The sequence below is a fragment of the Sporosarcina sp. FSL W7-1349 genome (assembly GCF_038003045.1).
Lineage (GTDB): Bacteria > Bacillota > Bacilli > Bacillales_A > Planococcaceae > Sporosarcina.
The window spans coordinates 2494491-2512689 of the sequence record NZ_JBBOOK010000001.1 but is presented as its reverse complement, the minus strand read 5'-3'; the positions used below and the strand labels follow the sequence as shown (position 1 = coordinate 2512689).

The following is an 18199-nucleotide window of genomic DNA, read 5'->3' as shown; positions in this document are numbered from 1 at the left end:
TCTTCTAGTATTACACAATTTCCGCTTCTTTTGTCGTATTTTTTTCCAGTGACTCCAGGCGGCGTTCCATTGACGAGATTTCAAATTCCTGGTCGATTTTCCCACCGAGGTCCTCGATATATTTTTTCATCTCGGCAGTCGAGCCCATTCCGCTCTCTTGCGTGCCAGGTGAGATGAATTGGTCCATCCGCCGGTGGGCGCGTGTCACATTCTCTTTACCCATCAATTGGAGTTGGCGCACTTTCATATCTTTCACTTTATGTTTCATTTCCTCGAATTTCCATTCTAATGACAATAATTCATAGGTTGTTTCGGAGATGCTTTCGGAAAGCTCCGCCGCCCTTGTTTCGTAGGCGAGTACTTCATCTTCTGCAAAGTCGACTAAGTCTGCTTCGCCAGCCGCTTTTGCAAGTTCTAGTTGGCTTCGGCGTTTTTCTGTCATGTTTTCGGCTTCTTCTAACTCCTTCTGAAGCGCCGTTTTCAACTTGCTTTGCCGTTCGAGTAATTTGCCGATGGATTCCGTCTGTTTTTCCGCTTCACGAAGATATTGGTTGAGCATGGCAATGGGGTTTTTGTTTTCCTTCTTGTCGAATAAAGTATGAAGATCCGCTTGCACGGAATATTTGAATCTGTTCCAAAGTGAATTCATCTGATGTTTCCTCCTCTTATTTGATAATTTCTTTCCATTGTTTTTCGAAGTTATCGAACGGATCACTCGTTTCTGCAATTACGTTGCTGTTCTCGGAACCTTTCCATTTGCGCCAAACGTAGAGGACGCCGATGAGGGCGATGATTCCGAAGAAGGCTGGAACGTTTGTGATAGCTGTCAACAGACCGATCAGCAGGACGCCTCCCCAAAACAGTTTGGATAGGGTGGATTCGCTTTTTTGCAGATAGTGAAATCCGGCGTAGGCGATCAGCACGGAAAAGGCGAGGCCGAGCATCGATCCAAGATTCGTTAGGACGACAATCCCCGCAATGATGCCGAGGACGATGAGACCGAATTTTTTCATGTGTAGTACCTCCTTTTGTTTATACTTCGATAATACCGGGTTCTCAAAAATCCATGAACGGGCGGAAAACGGATTTTCCACTACGTCTTAAGGCTGAGCGTACTCTAAGAAAAAAATTATCAATTACGCCTCGGCGTAATTGCGTCCAGATTTTGAATCGAGCTTGCTCGATTGACTCCTATCAAAATCTGTGACATCCGCCGGAGGCTTGGGCCAGCACGATGTTGGTCATGCAGGTGTTGCCACAGGAGGTGGCGACCTTAGCCTGCGTCCTACTATTATTCAGCAGGAGTATGGACAACCGATGAACGGTAAATAAAACCGCATTCATCTCTCCACCTATAAATTAGTACAAAAGCATTTGCTGAATAAAGATAAAATATCTATAAATTATGATAATTTACTTGTTTTTCAGAGGAAAAACGGGAGGAGATGCCGAAGAAGGGAGAGGGAAGATGCATCTGCAAAGCCGATGTGTAAGAATGTATAATCTTTATGAGTGAACAGTCATTCATTTCAGGAGGTCGATGGAGAAATGAGAGAAGTTGTCATTGTCGAAGGAGTCCGAACCGCGGTTGGCAGAAGGAAGGGAAGCTTTGCCGGTTATCGGGCTGATGAATTGGCCGCGATTGTCTTGGAGGAAGTCGTCAGACGGGCCGGTGTGGAGAAGGGGGACGTGGAAGACGTCATTTTGGGCTGTGTCACGCAATACAATGAACAAGCGATGAATATTGCACGCACTGCCGCTTTGATTGCCGGATTTCCAATCCATGTGCCGGGTGTGACGATTGATCGTCAGTGCGGCTCGAGCCAGCAGGCGGTCCATTTTGCATCCCAGGCCATTGCGTCCGGGGATATGGATATTGTCATCGCAGGCGGTGTCGAGAATATGACGCGCTCGCCGATGTTTTCCAATATGGCAGAAGCCAAACCGAGTCCGAAGCTGACGGAAAAACATGAAATTATCAATCAAGGTAATTCCGCCGAGCGGATTGCGGAGAAATGGGGATTTTCACGTGAAGATCTGGACCGCTTTTCGATGGAAAGCCATAGACGGGCGCTGGAAGCAATTGCGGAAGGCCGTTTTCAAGATGAAATCGTGCCAGTTGAAGTCCCACAAGAAGACGGGACGGTTCGTACGATGAAAGTTGATGAAGGGCCACGCGAAGGCTCGACGCTGGAAGTGCTGGGTGGATTGCCGACTGTGTTTGATGATGAAGGTGTCATCACGGCAGGGAATGCGAGCCAGATGAGTGACGGGGCTTCGGCCGTCCTGCTCATGTCCCGTGAAAAGGCGGAAGAGCTCGGCATCAAACCGCTCGCCCGCATTGTGGCCCGTTCGGTCGTCGGTTCCGATCCGACCTTGATGTTGACTGGGCCGATTGAAGCGACGAAGAAAGTGTTATTGAAAGCCGGCTTGACAATCGCGGATATGGATACGTATGAAGTGAACGAAGCTTTTGCGCCTGTGCCACTTGCTTGGCTGAAAGAAACGGGCGCCGATCCGGCGAAATTGAATCCGAATGGCGGTGCTATTGCACTCGGGCATCCGCTCGGGGCGACCGGAACACGAATCTTCGTTTCCATGCTAAATGAGTTGAAGCGGACGAACGGGCGATATGGGTTGATTGCCATATGTGAGGGGATGGGCATGGCGAACGCCACAATCATCGAGCGTCTGGAGCGGGAATGAAGGTTTGATTGGCTAGCAATAGCACGGAAGTAAACAAAGAGGGGGAGATTTCATATGGAAATGAAAGAGATCATAGCGATTGTAACCGGTGGGGCTTCAGGCCTTGGGGAAGCGACAGTCAGAAGGATCGTTGCCGCCGGAGGGAAAGCCGCCATCTTCGACATGAATGAAGAGCGGGGCCAGACGCTTGCCGAGGAGCTCGGGAATGACCGGGTCGTATTCCTGAAAACGGATGTGGCGGATGCCGGAGAAGTGGAAGCGAATGTGGCAAACGTCAAAGAGACGTTTGGGAAAGTTAATGCCGTAGTTAATTGTGCGGGAATCGCGACGCCAGGGAAGGTGCTATCGAAGCGTGGCCCGCTCGACTTAAGTCAATTTGAGCAAGTGATCCGTGTCAATTTGACCGGCACATTCAATGTGATCCGTCTCGCGGCCGACGCGATGCAGGATAACGAACCGAATGAAGAGGGGGAGCGCGGCGTCATCGTCAACACCGCATCGGTTGCAGCGTACGAAGGGCAGATCGGACAAGCGGCGTATAGCGCTTCGAAAGGAGGCGTCGTCGGATTGACGCTGCCGATTGCACGCGAACTGGCATCGAGCGGCATCCGTGTCATGACAATCGCTCCGGGGCTTGTGGAAACACCGCTTTTCGCAGGCCTTCCGGAGGCGGCTCGTGAATCGCTCGCTTCAATGGTACCGTTCCCGCCAAGGCTCGGTCGTCCGGAAGAGTATGCACAACTGGTGGAGAGTATTTTCACCAATGTCATGCTGAACGGAGAAGTGATCCGTTTAGACGGCGCCATCCGGATGCAGCCAAAATAAGGAGTGAGGGGAGACACAGATGAGAAGATATCGTTTCGAGACGGATGAGCATGTACTATTCCGCGAGTCGTTGCGCAAATTCCTTGAAAAAGAAGCGGTTCCGAATTATGAGACGTGGGAGAATGAACGGCTCGTCCCGGTTGCTTTCTGGAAGAGGCTTGGGGAGATGGGGTATCTCTGTCCACAGGTCGATGAAAAGTACGGAGGTTTGGATCTGGATTTCAGCTTCGGCGTCATCATCGGTGAGGAGATGGAACGCGTCGGTGCGGGGCTGACCGGTGTCGGCCTACATAATGACATCGTCGTTCCCTATATCGAATCGTATGCGACGGAGGAGCAGAAAGCGCGCTGGCTGCCGGGCTGCGTCACCGGGGACTATATTACTGCGGTCGCCATGACGGAACCAGGAACGGGCTCGGATTTGGCGAATATCAAGACGACCGCCATCCGGGACGGGGATCACTATATCATCAACGGCCAGAAGACGTTCATTACGAATGGCATCAATGGGAATCTCGTCCTCGTAGCTGTCAAGACGGACCCCGAAGCGGAACCGAAGCATCGCGGCGTCAGCTTGCTGGTAGTCGAGGAAGGGACGCCGGGTTTTACGAAAGGACGGAAACTCGATAAGGTCGGCCTCCACTCGCAAGATACGGCAGAGCTGTTTTTCGAAGACTGCCGGGTTCCGGCGACCAATCTGCTCGGGGAAGAAGGGCAGGGCTTCCGCTATTTGATGGAGAAATTGCAGCAGGAGCGGCTCGTCGTCGCCCTTGCCGCGCAGATTGCTTCCGAAGATATGCTGGAAATGACGCTCGATTACGTAAAATCCCGGGAGGCGTTCGGGAGACCGGTCTCTTCATTCCAAAATACGCAATTCAAGCTGGTGGAAATCGCGACGAAAGTGGAAATCGGGAAAGCGTTCCTCGAGTCGCTTATCGAAGATCATCTTGCCGGAAAGGACATCGTCACGAAAGTCTCAATGGGCAAATATTGGCTGACCGAAACGGCTCGGGATATTTCGGTCGAGTGCATGCAGCTGCACGGAGGCTACGGTTATATGGAAGAATATAAGATTGCAAGGCGATATCGGGATATTCCGGTAACTTCGATTTACGCGGGGACGAATGAAATCATGAAAGTCATCATCGCGAAGAATATGGGATTGTGAGCTAGGCATATTGGCACCATTTCATTCATAGGATTGTTCGTGATCATGCTTATTCAGCGGGGTCTGTACTTTAACTGAATAAGCAGGAAGCCTCCGGCGGCCATAACTAGCCGAGGTATAATTAATGGAAGGAGTTTGTCGCCTTTTCGGGACATGCGGCAATGAAGGTCGTGTTTTACCATTCATAACTAATTCAAAGGGAGCGATTATTATGATGCAAACACCACTCAATTTATCTTCATTCGTCAAAAGGGCGGAACAATTTTTTCCGAATAAACTCATCATTTCACGTACAGGTGAAAACACGATCCATCGGATTCCTTATGGAGAATGGGCGAAGCGGACGAGGAAGCTGGCCACCGCTTTGACGGCCCTCGGCATGAAAAAGGGGACGAAGGTAGGGACATTCGCTTGGAACCACCATCGTCATTTGGAAGCGTACTTCGGTGTGCCGTGCACAGGTGCCATCCTGCATATGATCAATATCCGCCTGTCGCCTGAGCATATTGCCTATGTAATCAATCATGCGGAAGATGAAATTTTGCTAGTCGATGATAATCTGTTCCCGCACTTGGAAAAGCTGGCTCCTCTGTTGAAGACGGTAAAACATTATGTCATTATGGGGGATAGCAAGGAAGTTCCGAAGTCATCGCTTCCAAACGTCCACTCCTACGAAGCATTGCTGGAGGAGGCGGAGGAATACGAATTCCCGGAAGATCTCGATGAAAATACACCGGCGGGTATGTGCTACACATCCGCGACGACAGGTAATCCGAAAGGGGTCGTCTATACGCATCGGGGCCTTGTTCTGCATAGTTTTGCGCTCGGACTGGCGGATGCCATGGGACTTCGCGAGAAGGATGTCGCCATGTCCGTCGTTCCGATGTTCCATGCCAATGCGTGGGGAATCCCGTTTGCGGGCGTCTTCTTTGGGACGACCCAAGTGTTGCCGGGGCCGGGCTTCAATCCGGCATTGCTACTGGATTTGATTGAACAGGAAAAAGTGACGCTTACAGCCGGAGTGCCGACGATCTGGCTGGCAGCATTGAAAGAGTTGGAGCAGAATCCGCGTGACTTGTCTTCCTTGCGGGCCATCGTCTGCGGCGGCTCCGCCTCGCCGAAAGGGTTGATCCGGGCCTTTGAGGAGAAGTTTGGCATTCCGTTCATCGTAGGCTACGGCATGACGGAGACATCGCCATTAGTCAGTTTGTCCATCTTGACCTCTAAAATGGAAAATCTCTCAATGGATGAACGGGTCGAGGTCCGCGCCTTGCAAGGGCTGGTCATGCCAGGGTTGGAAGTCCGTGTAGTCAATGAAAACGGTGAAGTGCCGTGGGACGGAAAGACGATGGGCGAATTGAATGTGAGAGGACCGTGGATTGCAAGCGAGTACTACAAGGATGAACGGACCGCGGAAGCATTCAAAGACGGCTGGCTCTACACAGGCGATATCGCCGTCATGACGGAAGACGGTTATATTAAGTTGATGGACCGGACGAAAGACCTCATTAAGAGCGGTGGGGAGTGGATCTCTTCCGTCGACCTGGAAAATGCCATCATGACACATGAGGCCGTATTCGAAGCGGCCGTCATCGCCGTGCCGCATGAAAAATGGATGGAGCGCCCGGTCGCCTGCGTCGTATTGAAGGACGGGAAGGCGGCGGATGAGGAGATGAAACAGGCACTGCTGACGTATTTGGAAGGCCAGTTTGCCAAATGGTGGGTTCCAGATGACGTCGTCTTTTTGGAAGAAATTCCGAAGACTTCGGTCGGGAAATTTCTGAAAGCCGCGCTCCGGGAGCAAATGAGCGGCCATTTCCAAGGGGTTTGATTCTAATGAAGTGAAAAAGGGATTGCCGGGGAGCGGCAATCCCTTTTTGAAGTGAGAGAGGAGAATAAAATTTCTCGAGATCCGCGTGCCCAGAACTTCGGCTGCACGATTATGAGGAGCTCTGCGCTCATACCCTAAGGCATCGCGCTCATAACTTCCGATCTGCGCTCATACCCTAGGTCCCGCGCCCATAACTTTCGTTCTACGCTCATATCCCCGTGCTCCGCGCTCATAACTTTCGTTCGGCGCTCATATCCCACCTCCGCGCTCATAACTTCCGATCCCAGGTCTGTGCTCCGCACTCATACCCCAGGTCCTTGCTCTTATAACTCAGGCTTTCGGGCAGCCTTTCAATTTATCAGGAAGTTCTGTCGGCCTCAATATGGCGAATCAGTGAGTTGAGAAGGGCGATCACTTTGTGGGAAGCGGCTTCGATTTGCTTCAGTTCGTCTTCCGCAGCTGGGATGTTGCCGTTCTGGTAATGTTCGGCGGCATTTCGTGCGGCCAGATGGACTTTCGCATGGTGCCCGTCCAATTCCTTGTACTCGGACAGATGGCCAAAGGTGGTTTTCGTATACTCCATTTGATACCATTTCCCCAGTCGACAGTCCAAATGGGACGTAACGGCTTCGGGCTGGACTTTTTCCAGTCCGAGGAACATATTATAGATTTTCCACTTCCATAAAATATGATCCGCCTTCGACAATTGCAATAATGCTTTCGAAGAAAGATGAACATTGTTTTCCTCGATGATGTCCAGGCGCAGCCGGTTGATTTCTGAACTTAATTCATAAACGGAGGCGGATGTGCTCTCGCCCAACGTCCGGATATCATCTTGGAGATGGGACATCTCGACGAGTCGGTTCGAAATTTCATCGATGGAAGCGGCTTGCTGCTCAGAGATGGCGGCCGTATTGGTCACGTCCATATTGATCTCTTCAATGGAGTCGACGATGGCGGATAATAATGGCAGCGCCTCCTTCGCTTCTTCAGTCGCCTGTTTAATGATTTCGGTCGTCTGGCCGATCGAGTGGGACACATTACTGGAGTAGGATTTCAGGTGGCGGACGTTCTCGGATACTTCGTCCAGGGCGGACACCGTGTTTTCTGCCAACTTCCTCACTTCTTGGGCGACAACGGCGAATCCTTTGCCGTGCTCTCCTGCCCGGGCCGCTTCAATCGAGGCGTTCAACGCAAGCAAATTCGTCTGAGCTGCGATGCCGTTGATGAGATCGACTACATTTTCAATATCGTCGACGCGCTTTTGCAGCTCGGCAAACGTATCGACGATGGAACGGAATGTCTCTTCCGTCTTGAAGATTTCGTCCAACGTACTCTCAATCGTTTTCTGACTATTGGCGGCATAGGTGACCGAGTCATTTGTTTTTTCCGAGATTCGTGCCGAGGCCTGTGCCACTTCGACGATCGAGGAAGTAATTTCCTCGGTGGCCGCGCTTGAGGACCGGAGTTCGTGCGATTGTTTGTCCAAGCTGTAAATCAAATCTTTCATATACATGATCTTCGCGTTCGTATCGATGAGCGAAGAAACTTCCGTGACGATATGTTCCAGCATTCTCTCAGTCAGCACTTCAATCAGAATCTGCTGGTCGATGTTGACGGCCGATTGCAGTGATTTCATGAGAGAGAAGGCTTTTGCCGGACGATAACCGAAATGGTGGAGTAAGTGGGTCGTTATATAAAACGCGAATTGGTTGAATAGCACAAGCGTTTTACCCGGTTCGTATTTATTATCCCGAAGCAGTCCAAAGAATCTTATAATCTTTTCAATATATGAGTGATCCCGCGGTTGGGTGAAAAACAGATCCAAATAATCTTGGATCGCTTTCTGGGAAATGGAGTGGCTTTTTCCGTTTGGAGCAATCTCCGTCAAATAACGATTGAAAATCTCCGAAATGTCCGGTTGAACGTCTTTCAGTTTTCCGTAGAGTTCCTGTAAATTCTTGCAATCCTCCATCTGAAAGTGATTATAATGCAGCGTTTCCCGAAAACGTCCTGTAATATCAATGTCTGTTCCTCGTTTGAACAATTGGTCCATATCCATTTTTGGTCTAATTGTCGCCAAATTTTTCAGCTCCTGTGAGAAAAGTAGTGGTTAATGCTAGTATACCGTGACATATGGAATAATCAACCATGTAAACAATGATAGAAAAGGTCTTTTCTCACATAATTAGGTCGTCTTATCCACAATTTAGAGCTGGTCGATTTAAAATTCTGAAATTATAAACATTTTTCACAAGTTATCCACATGATTTTGTGAATAACTCGGCTGGTTATAAAGATATCCACAACGCTTCGTAGGAAAAAAATGAACATACCCCATACGAAAAACACGTATAATGAAAAAGGGAGATTCGGAACTTCTCGAGGGAAATTACGTCATATGTTTGAGCTATCATTAACCGAAATTAGTAGGAGTCCCCACTATAAGGGGCCACAGGAATGCTAAGACTGTCCAAATTCAGTTAAGTTTCCGGCGGGTGTCAAAGAATTATAGAGGAGCTTTCGAGCAAGTCCGAAGTAATCTGGGTGCAATTACGCCAAGGCATAATTGAGTAAAGCGAGCGGAGGATACTATTGGAAAATTGGATTACGGAATTTATGAGCCAATTTGGTTATTTTGGCGTACTTGTCTTGATATTACTGGAAAATATTTTTCCGCCGATTCCATCCGAAATCATTTTGACTTTTGGCGGGTTCATGACGACATATTCCGGGATGACGAAAACTGGGGTCATCCTGGCCGCAACGATTGGCTCTGTGGTGGGGGCGATGGTACTTTATTGCATCGGATTGCTTCTGGATGTGGCACGATTGGAAAAGTTGGTGGATCGTTGGGGTCACTTGCTGCGTTTGACGAGGAAGGACATTCATCGGGCGGATGCGTGGTTCGATCGGTATGGACCGTGGACAGTTTTGTTTTGCCGGCTGATTCCGCTCGTTCGAAGCCTAATTTCCATTCCGGCGGGCATGTCGAATATGAATGTCCTGTTGTTCATTTTCCTGACGACAATCGGAAGCCTCATTTGGAACACCGCGCTCGTTTCAATTGGGGCAGCGGTAGGGGAGAATTGGCATTCCATCGTTGGGTATATGGACATTTATTCAAACATTGTGTACGTTATTATAGGAATTAGCGGTTTGGCGGTTTGCCTCTGGTATATCCGATTCCGCAGAAAGCGAGCATAAGAGACTTATGGAAATTATCGAGCTAATCAAAGCGTTGATATTGGGATTTGTAGAAGGGATGACGGAGTTCGCCCCGGTTTCTTCGACAGGACACTTGATCATCGTAGATGATATGTGGTTGAAGACGACAGAATTTCTTGGAGATCGTTCGGCGTTCACCTTTAAGATCGTCATTCAATTAGGTTCTATTTTAGCTGTCATTGTCGTCTTTTGGAAACGATTATTCAGCTTGGTCGGCCTGTACAAAATTGATGGACAAAAGATGAATTCTCGGTTCAATTTGGCCCATGTTATCGTGGGCATGCTGCCAGCGGTGATTGTCGGGTTTGCCTTGAAGGATTATATTGATGAACAGTTATCGGGCGTGGAAACGGTCATTTTTGCATTGATTGCTGGGTCCTTCCTCATGCTGGCGGCCGATAAATTCGGTCCGAAGAAACCAAAAGTGAACACGCTGGATCAGATTACATATAAGCAGGCTTTCACGGTCGGGCTTGTGCAATGTCTATCCCTATGGCCTGGTTTCTCCCGCTCCGGAGCAACGATTTCGGGCGGTGTATTGTTCGGAATGAACCACAAAACCGCGGCCGATTTCACGTTTATCATGGCCGTGCCGATCATGGCGGGCGCTAGTCTCGTTTCCGTCATGAAGAACTGGGAAGAGCTCTCGATGGATGATTTGTCTTTCTATATTGTCGGGTTCGTCAGTGCGTTCATTTTCGCATTGATTTCCATTCGATTCTTCCTGAAATTGATCTCCCGCGTCAAACTCGTACCATTTGCGATTTATCGGCTTGTATTGGCCGCGGTGTTGGCCGTTATCGTGTTTATGTAAAAATGAAAAGACTGCAATGGCAGAATGCCGGTGCAGTCTTTTTCGCTATCTAGGGTTAGAAATACACTTTCCCCACTTCCGCAATCTCCACCGGCCCCGAGTAAGTCGAACTTGCCGCTGATAAAATCTCCCGTATTTCCCCGTGGTGCGGCAAATGTGTTAGCAGCAATTGTTTCACTTGTGCCTGTTCCGCAAGTTTTCCCGCTTCGCTACCACCCATATGCCCCGGTGCTTTGCCGACATGTTCTTCATATAAATTCGCTTCACTGATCAATAGATCGGCGCCTTGCGCAAATGGTACAAGATCATCGCACCATTCCGTGTCCGCGGTCAGGACGATGCTGCGGCCGCCCGATTCGAACTTCGTCGCGAGGCAATAGACGGGATGGACCGTCCGGCAAAACGACACCGTGAAGGGCCCGATGGAAAGAACGTCTGCTTCCGTAATTCCGACGCCCATCGTCTGTTCTTTGTACGTCAGCTTCGCAAATTCATCTTCGTCATAGACGTGGCCATAGATTGGCAAGATAGAATTTTGTGCCCCGAGATAAAACTGGATAAGCCGGCTATATTGCAGACTGCCGATATCTGCAATATGGTCTGCATGATAATGGCTGAGAACGACCGCGTCTAACTGATCGAGCGGCAAATAATTTTGCAAGGAAGCCAGCACTCCGCTGCCGCAGTCAATGAGACAATGAAACCCGTCATGCTCAATCAGGAACGACGATGTCGCACTGTTTGCCTTTGGATAGCCGCCCCAAATGCCAAGTGGGGTGATTTTCATTCGAACCCTTCCTTCCGATTTCTTTATTTTACGATATTGTACATGAAAAGAAGCGGGAGCTGTTCATTTTGGTTCGGGCAAAAGCATTTGATTTGACCATAATACCATCAGGGGTATACTATGTAAGTATTATAAGAATGGAAGGAGAATGGGAGTATGGCAAATGTTGCGACGGTATACACGACCTCTACATGTCCGTACTGCACGATGATGACCAATTATTTACGGGAACAGAACATCCCTTTTAAAGAAGTGAACGTGCAGGTGGACCAAGAGGCGGGACAGCGACTCGTTGAAACGACGGGGCAAATGGGCGTACCGCAAACCGAACTGAACGGCAAGTGGATCCTTGGTTTCGATCCGGCGGGCATCCAGCAAGCGCTGAAAGGATGAGGAAACCGACCTCCTCTTTATTTTGCAGATCATGCAGTATCCAGACGCCCGAAGAGATGGAACAAGAATTGAACCGACGGCTGTTTCCCCGCATTTGCATTGGCCATGTCGCGTTGTTCCTGACAGGTGTTGTTCTGGTGTTACTTGAATTATTCGGCTAGGCAAAACTTCTCACCCACTAAGGGTGGGAAGTTTTTTGCATATTCTATAACAGATCTTCTGCTAAAATTAAGAAAATGAATGGAATGCTTATTCAATAAGGAATTCCAAATGGCAGGTGGACAATGTGAACGAAAGAATACTGATTATTGAAGATGAAGAAAATATTGCACGAGTCCTTCAGTTGGAATTGGAGTTCGAAGGCTATGTTACCGGCGTGGCACATACGGGAACGGAGGGGTTGATCCAGTATAGGGAGCAGGAGTGGGACCTCGTTTTGCTCGATCTCATGCTGCCCGAGCTGAATGGGTTGGATGTCCTGCGGCGCATCCGGGCGACAGAAATGGAAACACCCGTCATTTTATTGACCGCCAAAAATGATGTCGCGGATAAAGTCGCCGGCTTGGATCTGGGGGCCAATGATTATGTGACAAAGCCATTCGAAATCGAGGAATTGCTGGCGCGCATACGGGCCAATCTCCGTTTTGCCAGAAAGCCGGCGGAACAAGCGGATACCCATCTTCACCAATTCGCTGGATTGTCCATACAGGAGCAGACTCGCGAGGTCATTCGGGATGGAGTCCCAATTGAATTGACCCCGCGGGAATATGATCTTCTGCTTCATTTGTTAAAGCATCCGAACCAAGTGTTGACGAGAGAGCAATTGCTGGACGCCGTCTGGGGCTACGACTATTATGGGGACACGAATGTCGTGGATGTCTATATCCGGTATGTCCGGAAGAAAATCGACAATGGAGACCCGCAGTCACTCATCCAGACGGTCCGTGGCGTCGGGTACGTATTGAAGGAAGCGAATCATGAAACTTAAGACGAAGATTCATTTGTTTTCCACGATGCTCATGCTGATCATATTGGCATTGACGAACATCGGGATCTATTTTCTTTTCGAAAAGATGGTGCAGGATACTGAATACCGTCAATTGCTGACACGATCGAAGGAGTTGACAGCCGCGCTGAGCCAGACGACGCCTGAGACGGACGTGGCGACCGTTTTGCGGGCGTTCCTTCCACCGAATGGGGCCGTCCGGGTTTCGAAAGTAGCAGGAAAGGAAGTAGTGGCCCAATCAACTGATGAGTGGAGGTCGTTCAAGGGGAAGATCAACTCCGATGAACCCTACACGATTAGCCAGTTCGACGGCGCGGATGTGATGGCCATTCAAGTGCCTGTCATCTTGGCGACCGGGGAAGTGGGACAGCTGACAGTGATGGAAAAAATGGAGATGGCTGGCCATAATCTGCGACTTCTTAAATTCATCCTTCTGTCGGTGACGGTGCTTGCGATGATTCCGATCTTGGTGTCCAGCGTCACCTTGGGAAGGATCGTGACGCAGCCGATTGAGAAATTGATTGCTGCCATGTCGGCGAGCCGGCAAGCTGGAACTTACGAGAAAATCACGGTTACGAATGAAGGGAAAGATGAGTTGGCCGAAATGGAGCGGACATTTAATGGCATGATGGAGCAGCTGGAGCAAAACTATCGGAAACAGGAGCAGTTTGTGTCAGATGCTTCCCATGAGCTAAAAACACCGCTGACGGTCATCGAAAGCTACGCGCGCCTTTTGTCAAGGCAAGGGTTTGGGAATCGTGCGGTTGCCGAAGAAGCGGTCGGCGCCATTATCGGTGAAGCGGGACGGATGAAAGGAATGATCGAGCAAATGCTGGACTTGGCGAAAAACCAAGGAGCCCTGACATTCCAAATGGCGGAGACTGATGTGTTTTCAATAGTGGAAGCGACCGTGCAAACGATGAGCCGATCGTTCGGGCGTGAAATCTCACTTCATGGAAAGGGGCCTGTTAGGGTGCGGACGGATGAAGATCGGTTGAAGCAACTTCTTTTCATTCTCCTGGATAATGCCCGGAAGTACAGCGATCGGGAAATCAATACGTCTGTAGAGAACAGAAAAAGTGGAGTTGAAATCATGGTCCAAGATTTTGGCAGAGGTATCCCCGAATCCCATCTGCCACATATTTTCGACCGTTTTTATCGCGTGGATGAAGACCGCAGCCGGAAAACTGGCGGAACAGGGCTGGGCCTTGCCATCGCGAAAGAAATAGCAGATGGTCTTGGCGCCCGATTGTTGATCGAAAGCAAGGTAGGAGAGGGAACGACAATCCGTTTGATCTTGCCGAAGGACGGGACTCTCATTGAATTCTAATGTACAGGTTCTATGATGGAACAAAGGAGTGAAATCAATGAAGTTTGTGAAGAAACCGTGGTTTATTCCCATTCTATTGGCCATTGTCATTCTCGTTGTGGGCAATATATATACAAATCGCATGCTTTCCAAAGATGAGCCGTTGCCGGAGCAGGAGGTGCGGACGCAGCTGGAGTCGATGTACGGGGCTCAGGTCGGACCGCTGAAGCAAAACGGCTCGGTATATGAAGCGGAAATTTCCCGCGAGGGTGGCATCTATCGCGCTGAAATCGACGCAGTAACCGGGAAAGTGCTCGCCCTGATCCAAACGAAGGAGACGTCGCCGCTTGCGACCGATACCGAAAAGGAAGCGGCGTCAACACCCGATCAAGGACCTGCCCAGGATCCGGTAACACAGAAGCCGGAAGAAAAGCCGGCCGCCGGGACTTCTCAGGGCAGTCAAGCTGAGGCAGCCAAAACCTCTGCTCCTGCAACTCCGCAGCAATCAGCGCCCGCTCCGAAACAGGAGAAGCAGACCGTGCTCATCTCTGAAACGCAAGCAGGGAAAATTGCGCTCGGCCAGTTGAATCGGGGCGCATTAGCGGAAGTCGACGACGTCGAATATGTGAAATCGACGGATGGCGGCTATTACCTCGTTGAAATCGAAATCGATACCGATGATGATATGGATGAGGTCACGTACCAAATCCATGCAATCTCAGGAAAAATAATGTCTGTTACATGGGATGAGTAGCCACTCATCCCATTATTAATTGGTTAGAGTAACTTGCATGCCTGAGTAGGCCTATTTGATTATTTTACTAGAATTCCCTTGAGAAAGTTTATAGTACCTTAGAGGTGTGCCGATATGAAAGTAGTAGAATAAAAGAATGGAGATGGTAGGATTGGCTTCTAAGAAGAGCATCGCTTGGAAATTATCAGCACTGATCATTGGCCTGTTTTTAGTATTATTTATTTTTTATACAACCTTGACAAGTAATATCTTACATGGGAAAAGCATCACGGACGCAGAAGAGTTTGCCGTTGAAAATACAAAGTTGAATGCTACGTTGCTGAGTGAACGTTTTATGAAGACTGAGCAGATGCTTCAGACGACGAAACATATAGTTGAAACGCTGCAAGCGGAGGAGACGTTGACGGCGGATGAAGTGATCCGCATTATTGAAAACAATTTGGAGAAAAACCCGGATGCCATGGGAATGGCGGCTATCTTCGAGTCGGGAACCCTCCCTCTGGATGGAACTGACGGACAACTCGTTGACTCCCAAAAACGGTTCATCCCGTATCTCTATAAAGACGGGGAGAATATTCAAATGGAAGGGGTGGGTGGATATGAAACGCAGGGAGAAGGAGACTGGTATTTAATTCCGAAGAATGAAAAGCGAGCGACTTTGACGGAGCCGTATGAATATGACACAGGCGGGCAGACAGTCTTGATGACGACCATTTCCGTGCCGCTTCTCACGCAATCTGGCCAGTTTTTCGGCGTGTTGACGACGGATCTATCCATCGACTTCCTGAACGATCTGGTCACGTTCATTAAACCGGAAGGCGGATATGCTTCCATCATCACCGACCAAGGATTCCTGATTGCTAACAGTATTAAAGAAGAAATGAACGGAACGAATATGCAGGATGCCATTGATTGGAAAAGCGTAAAGACGGATATTGACCAAGGCCGCTTCTCCACGCTCTATGTCGATTCAGAAAGCTTGGGAGAGAAGTCTTTCAACGCATTCGCCCCCATCACGCTTGAAAACATCGAAGAAGTATGGACGGTCCAGACCGTCGTTCCGAAATCTGAAATACTTGAAACGTTCAATGCGATTCTCTGGTTGACCATCGTGGCAGCCATTGTCATGGTTCTTCTAATGGCAGGGGTCACTCTTTGGTTTATCTTCAAACAACTGAAACCACTCGCCGCGCTGCAACAGTCGATTGAAACGGCTGCACAAGGGGATTTGACGCAATACGTCGACGAATCGACCGTCAGGCGTGATGAAATCGGGGCGGTTGCTATGGCGTATAACCATATGCTGCACCAGACCAATCATGCTATTTCTACGGTGATGGACTCTTCTTCCCGGCTTAATGTATCATCCAACCAGGTTCATCAAGTGTTCGAAGAAGTCGTCGCGTCGAGTCAGGAAGTGTCCGTTGCAGTGGAGGAAATCGCGCAAGGTGCCTACAAACAATCGGAAGATACCGAAGAGACGAGCCATCGGATGGTTGACTTGGCGGATCAGTTGGACCAGCTCGCACTTCTGTCAACGAAGATGAATGAGTTATCCGAGCAAACGGTGGAATCTACCGAAAAAGGCATGGCCGAAGTTGAAAAACTGCGTAATCACAACGAGTCGGTAAATGAAATGAATCAAAACGTGCAGCAGCAAATCGATGCTCTGACCAATAAAATTTGGAACATCAACCAAGTTATTTCATCGATACAAGATATTACGGCACAAACGAACTTGTTGGCGCTGAATGCCAGCATTGAGGCTGCTCGCGCAGGAGAACATGGTAAAGGCTTTGCGGTCGTTGCAGAGGAAGTCCGGAAGCTTGCAGAACAGTCCCGCGTCGAAACGGAAGTGATTCAGAATACGGTGCAAGAAATTATGATGGAAACACAGCAAACGGTTGCGGTCATTGCGAAAAACGTCGAATTGATGGAAGGGCAAAATGAGTCGGTTTCGAGCACGGAATCATCTTTCAATCGAAATTTCGAATTGACGGAACAGATGAGCCGAACCATTGTAGACCTTTCCGCAAAATTGTCACAGATGATGGCCCATAAAGATCAAGCGTTACTGGCGATCCAAAGTGTCTCTGCCGTGTCGGAGGAAACGGCAGCTTCCGCTGAACAAGTGAGTGCTTCTGCCATTTCCCAGCAACAGGAATTGGAACGGGTTGCCGAATCGACAAGCCAGATGAATCAAATTGCAAACGAATTGCAGGAAATCGTCCAGCGTTTTAAATTATCTTCGGATTAATCGACCATTCTCATCAATTTCTAATGAAGGTCTTCCGGTTCTCTCATCTTCCGTGGATATAGTAGATGTAGAAGGAGGGAACAAGAATGAATAAATGGATGATCATTCCGGCGTTGGCAGGTACAATTGCCATCGGTGGTGTAGCAATGGCGAACAGCTCAGACGCCGAGGCGCAGGTTTCTTCGCAAAAGATGTTGACGCTGCAGGAGGCGAAAGAGATCGCCATCCAACAGTACGGCGGGCATGTAACGGAAATTGAGTTGGAAAAGAAGAGAGCAGGCTATGTGTATGATGTGGAGTTAATCTCCAAGGGCATGGAATATGACTTGGACATCAATGCGAAGACAGGTAAGATTACACTGGATGACCAGTCAACCACGAATGCAGACGGCAAGTTGCTCACAGAAGAAAAAGCGATCCGCATTGCGAAAGAAAAGGCGGATGGAACGCTGAAGAAAATTAAATTGGATGACGATGATGGTCGGGTCGTATACGAATTGGAAATCCGGGACGATCAATTTGAATATGATATCGAACTGGATGCTGTTACGGGCGAAATCGTGAAATTCGAAAAAGAACGTGAGTACAAAGCCAAAGCAGCTGCCAAACCTACGACAACGGCCGCACCGGTGGAGCATACGTTGACTGTAGCAGAACCGAAGAAGTCGGATAACAATGCAGCTGTCAAGACCAACCAGAAATCATCGATGATTACGATGGAACAGGCGGTCGCCATTGCGAAACAAAAGGCTGCCGGGAAAGTGACCGACAGCGAATTGGACGACGGCGTCTATGAAATTGAAATCGAAAACGGCGACACTGAATACGATTTTGAAATCGACGCTTTTTCAGGAGCAATCCTGTCTTTTGAGCAAGACGATTGATCTAGGCATGATGAAAAAAGCATAAAAACACAAAGCACCCGCCATCCGGCCGTCATTCCGGTTGGCGGGTTTTTTGTGTTTTAGATTCGTTTTTTCAGTCAACCATTCGTTTTCGGTAAGAATGAATGTTGTTGCAGAAACGGCAATGTTAATTAAGAAAGGACAGAAAGTTAGATCATCTTTTTAGGATTATAGTTCCTAGGCTAAATGACAAAGTGAGTTGAAACGATTCCCTTA

Annotated in this window: 16 protein-coding genes; 12 read left to right on the top strand and 4 right to left on the bottom strand. The window is 49.0% G+C overall.

Annotated features, from left to right (window positions below):
- Positions 1 to 10: 10 nt before the first annotated feature.
- Entirely contained in the window at positions 11 to 649 is a 639-nt protein-coding gene (locus MKY41_RS12375; RefSeq protein WP_340745302.1) for a PspA/IM30 family protein, read from the bottom strand.
- Positions 650 to 665: 16 nt separating this feature from the next.
- On the bottom strand, positions 666 to 1013 hold the full coding sequence (locus MKY41_RS12370; RefSeq protein ID WP_340745301.1) for a lmo0954 family membrane protein: 348 nt from the start codon (positions 1011 to 1013) through the stop codon (positions 666 to 668).
- A gap of 535 nt (positions 1014 to 1548) precedes the next feature.
- Here MKY41_RS12370 and MKY41_RS12365 point away from each other — a divergent pair.
- The 4 genes from MKY41_RS12365 (at position 1549) to MKY41_RS12350 (ending at position 6530) form a co-directional block, all read left to right on the top strand.
- Positions 1549 to 2706, top strand: a complete 1158-nt coding sequence (locus MKY41_RS12365) for a thiolase family protein (protein WP_340745300.1) — start codon at positions 1549 to 1551, stop codon at positions 2704 to 2706.
- A 54-nt stretch (positions 2707 to 2760) separates the two neighbouring features.
- Positions 2761 to 3531 carry a 3-hydroxyacyl-CoA dehydrogenase gene (locus MKY41_RS12360; protein ID WP_340745299.1) on the top strand — a complete coding sequence of 257 codons (771 nt, stop codon included), beginning with the start codon at positions 2761 to 2763 and terminating at the stop codon, positions 3529 to 3531.
- A 19-nt stretch (positions 3532 to 3550) separates the two neighbouring features.
- Positions 3551 to 4699 carry an acyl-CoA dehydrogenase family protein gene (locus tag MKY41_RS12355; protein WP_340745298.1) on the top strand — a complete coding sequence of 383 codons (1149 nt, stop codon included), beginning with the start codon at positions 3551 to 3553 and terminating at the stop codon, positions 4697 to 4699.
- 211 nt (positions 4700 to 4910) lie between these two features.
- Entirely contained in the window at positions 4911 to 6530 is a 1620-nt protein-coding gene (locus MKY41_RS12350) for a long-chain fatty acid--CoA ligase (protein ID WP_340745297.1), read from the top strand.
- A gap of 358 nt (positions 6531 to 6888) precedes the next feature.
- Here MKY41_RS12350 and MKY41_RS12345 read toward each other — a convergent pair whose 3' ends face one another.
- Positions 6889 to 8613 (bottom strand): globin-coupled sensor protein, encoded by a 1725-nt coding sequence (locus MKY41_RS12345; protein WP_340745296.1) that lies wholly within the window; start codon positions 8611 to 8613, stop codon positions 6889 to 6891.
- A gap of 512 nt (positions 8614 to 9125) precedes the next feature.
- Here MKY41_RS12345 and MKY41_RS12340 point away from each other — a divergent pair.
- Complete coding sequence (locus MKY41_RS12340) at positions 9126 to 9737, top strand: DedA family protein (RefSeq protein WP_340745295.1); 612 nt, start codon at positions 9126 to 9128, stop codon at positions 9735 to 9737.
- Between the two features lie 7 nt (positions 9738 to 9744).
- Positions 9745 to 10572 carry an undecaprenyl-diphosphate phosphatase gene (locus MKY41_RS12335; RefSeq protein ID WP_340745294.1) on the top strand — a complete coding sequence of 276 codons (828 nt, stop codon included), beginning with the start codon at positions 9745 to 9747 and terminating at the stop codon, positions 10570 to 10572.
- Between the two features lie 55 nt (positions 10573 to 10627).
- Here MKY41_RS12335 and MKY41_RS12330 read toward each other — a convergent pair whose 3' ends face one another.
- A complete protein-coding gene (locus MKY41_RS12330) occupies positions 10628 to 11359 on the bottom strand; it encodes an MBL fold metallo-hydrolase (protein ID WP_340745293.1) in 732 nt (243 codons plus the stop codon).
- A gap of 156 nt (positions 11360 to 11515) precedes the next feature.
- Here MKY41_RS12330 and MKY41_RS12325 point away from each other — a divergent pair, with 156 nt between their 5' ends.
- The 6 genes from MKY41_RS12325 (at position 11516) to MKY41_RS12300 (ending at position 17962) form a co-directional block, all read left to right on the top strand.
- Complete coding sequence (locus MKY41_RS12325; protein ID WP_041072860.1) at positions 11516 to 11752, top strand: glutaredoxin family protein; 237 nt, start codon at positions 11516 to 11518, stop codon at positions 11750 to 11752.
- Positions 11753 to 12038: 286 nt separating this feature from the next.
- Positions 12039 to 12740, top strand: a complete 702-nt coding sequence (locus tag MKY41_RS12320) for a response regulator transcription factor (protein ID WP_041072862.1) — start codon at positions 12039 to 12041, stop codon at positions 12738 to 12740.
- The gene (locus MKY41_RS12315; protein ID WP_340745292.1) at positions 12730 to 14088 is read left to right on the top strand and encodes a sensor histidine kinase; all 1359 of its coding nucleotides are present in this window, start codon (positions 12730 to 12732) and stop codon (positions 14086 to 14088) included. Before MKY41_RS12320 ends, MKY41_RS12315 begins: the two co-directional genes overlap by 11 nt.
- Positions 14089 to 14125: 37 nt before the next feature.
- On the top strand, positions 14126 to 14821 hold the full coding sequence (locus tag MKY41_RS12310) for a PepSY domain-containing protein (RefSeq protein ID WP_340745291.1): 696 nt from the start codon (positions 14126 to 14128) through the stop codon (positions 14819 to 14821).
- A gap of 151 nt (positions 14822 to 14972) precedes the next feature.
- Positions 14973 to 17078, top strand: a complete 2106-nt coding sequence (locus MKY41_RS12305; protein ID WP_340745290.1) for a methyl-accepting chemotaxis protein — start codon at positions 14973 to 14975, stop codon at positions 17076 to 17078.
- 86 nt (positions 17079 to 17164) lie between these two features.
- The gene (locus MKY41_RS12300) at positions 17165 to 17962 is read left to right on the top strand and encodes a PepSY domain-containing protein (protein WP_041072867.1); all 798 of its coding nucleotides are present in this window, start codon (positions 17165 to 17167) and stop codon (positions 17960 to 17962) included.
- Positions 17963 to 18199: the final 237 nt, after the last annotated feature.

What these genes read in the sequence shown, in the direction of transcription:
- MKY41_RS12370 (WP_340745301.1), bottom strand. Translation starts at nt 1,013, where the DNA reads ATGAAAAAATTCGGTCTCATCGTCCTCGGCATCATTGCGGGGATTGTC.
- MKY41_RS12375 (WP_340745302.1), bottom strand. Translation starts at nt 649, where the DNA reads ATGAATTCACTTTGGAACAGATTCAAATATTCCGTGCAAGCGGATCTT.
- MKY41_RS12325 (WP_041072860.1), top strand. Translation starts at nt 11,516, where the DNA reads ATGGCAAATGTTGCGACGGTATACACGACCTCTACATGTCCGTACTGC.
- MKY41_RS12350 (WP_340745297.1), top strand. Translation starts at nt 4,911, where the DNA reads ATGATGCAAACACCACTCAATTTATCTTCATTCGTCAAAAGGGCGGAA.
- MKY41_RS12365 (WP_340745300.1), top strand. Translation starts at nt 1,549, where the DNA reads ATGAGAGAAGTTGTCATTGTCGAAGGAGTCCGAACCGCGGTTGGCAGA.
- MKY41_RS12330 (WP_340745293.1), bottom strand. Translation starts at nt 11,359, where the DNA reads ATGAAAATCACCCCACTTGGCATTTGGGGCGGCTATCCAAAGGCAAAC.
- MKY41_RS12335 (WP_340745294.1), top strand. Translation starts at nt 9,745, where the DNA reads ATGGAAATTATCGAGCTAATCAAAGCGTTGATATTGGGATTTGTAGAA.
- MKY41_RS12360 (WP_340745299.1), top strand. Translation starts at nt 2,761, where the DNA reads ATGGAAATGAAAGAGATCATAGCGATTGTAACCGGTGGGGCTTCAGGC.
- MKY41_RS12315 (WP_340745292.1), top strand. Translation starts at nt 12,730, where the DNA reads ATGAAACTTAAGACGAAGATTCATTTGTTTTCCACGATGCTCATGCTG.
- MKY41_RS12310 (WP_340745291.1), top strand. Translation starts at nt 14,126, where the DNA reads ATGAAGTTTGTGAAGAAACCGTGGTTTATTCCCATTCTATTGGCCATT.
- MKY41_RS12355 (WP_340745298.1), top strand. Translation starts at nt 3,551, where the DNA reads ATGAGAAGATATCGTTTCGAGACGGATGAGCATGTACTATTCCGCGAG.
- MKY41_RS12300 (WP_041072867.1), top strand. Translation starts at nt 17,165, where the DNA reads ATGAATAAATGGATGATCATTCCGGCGTTGGCAGGTACAATTGCCATC.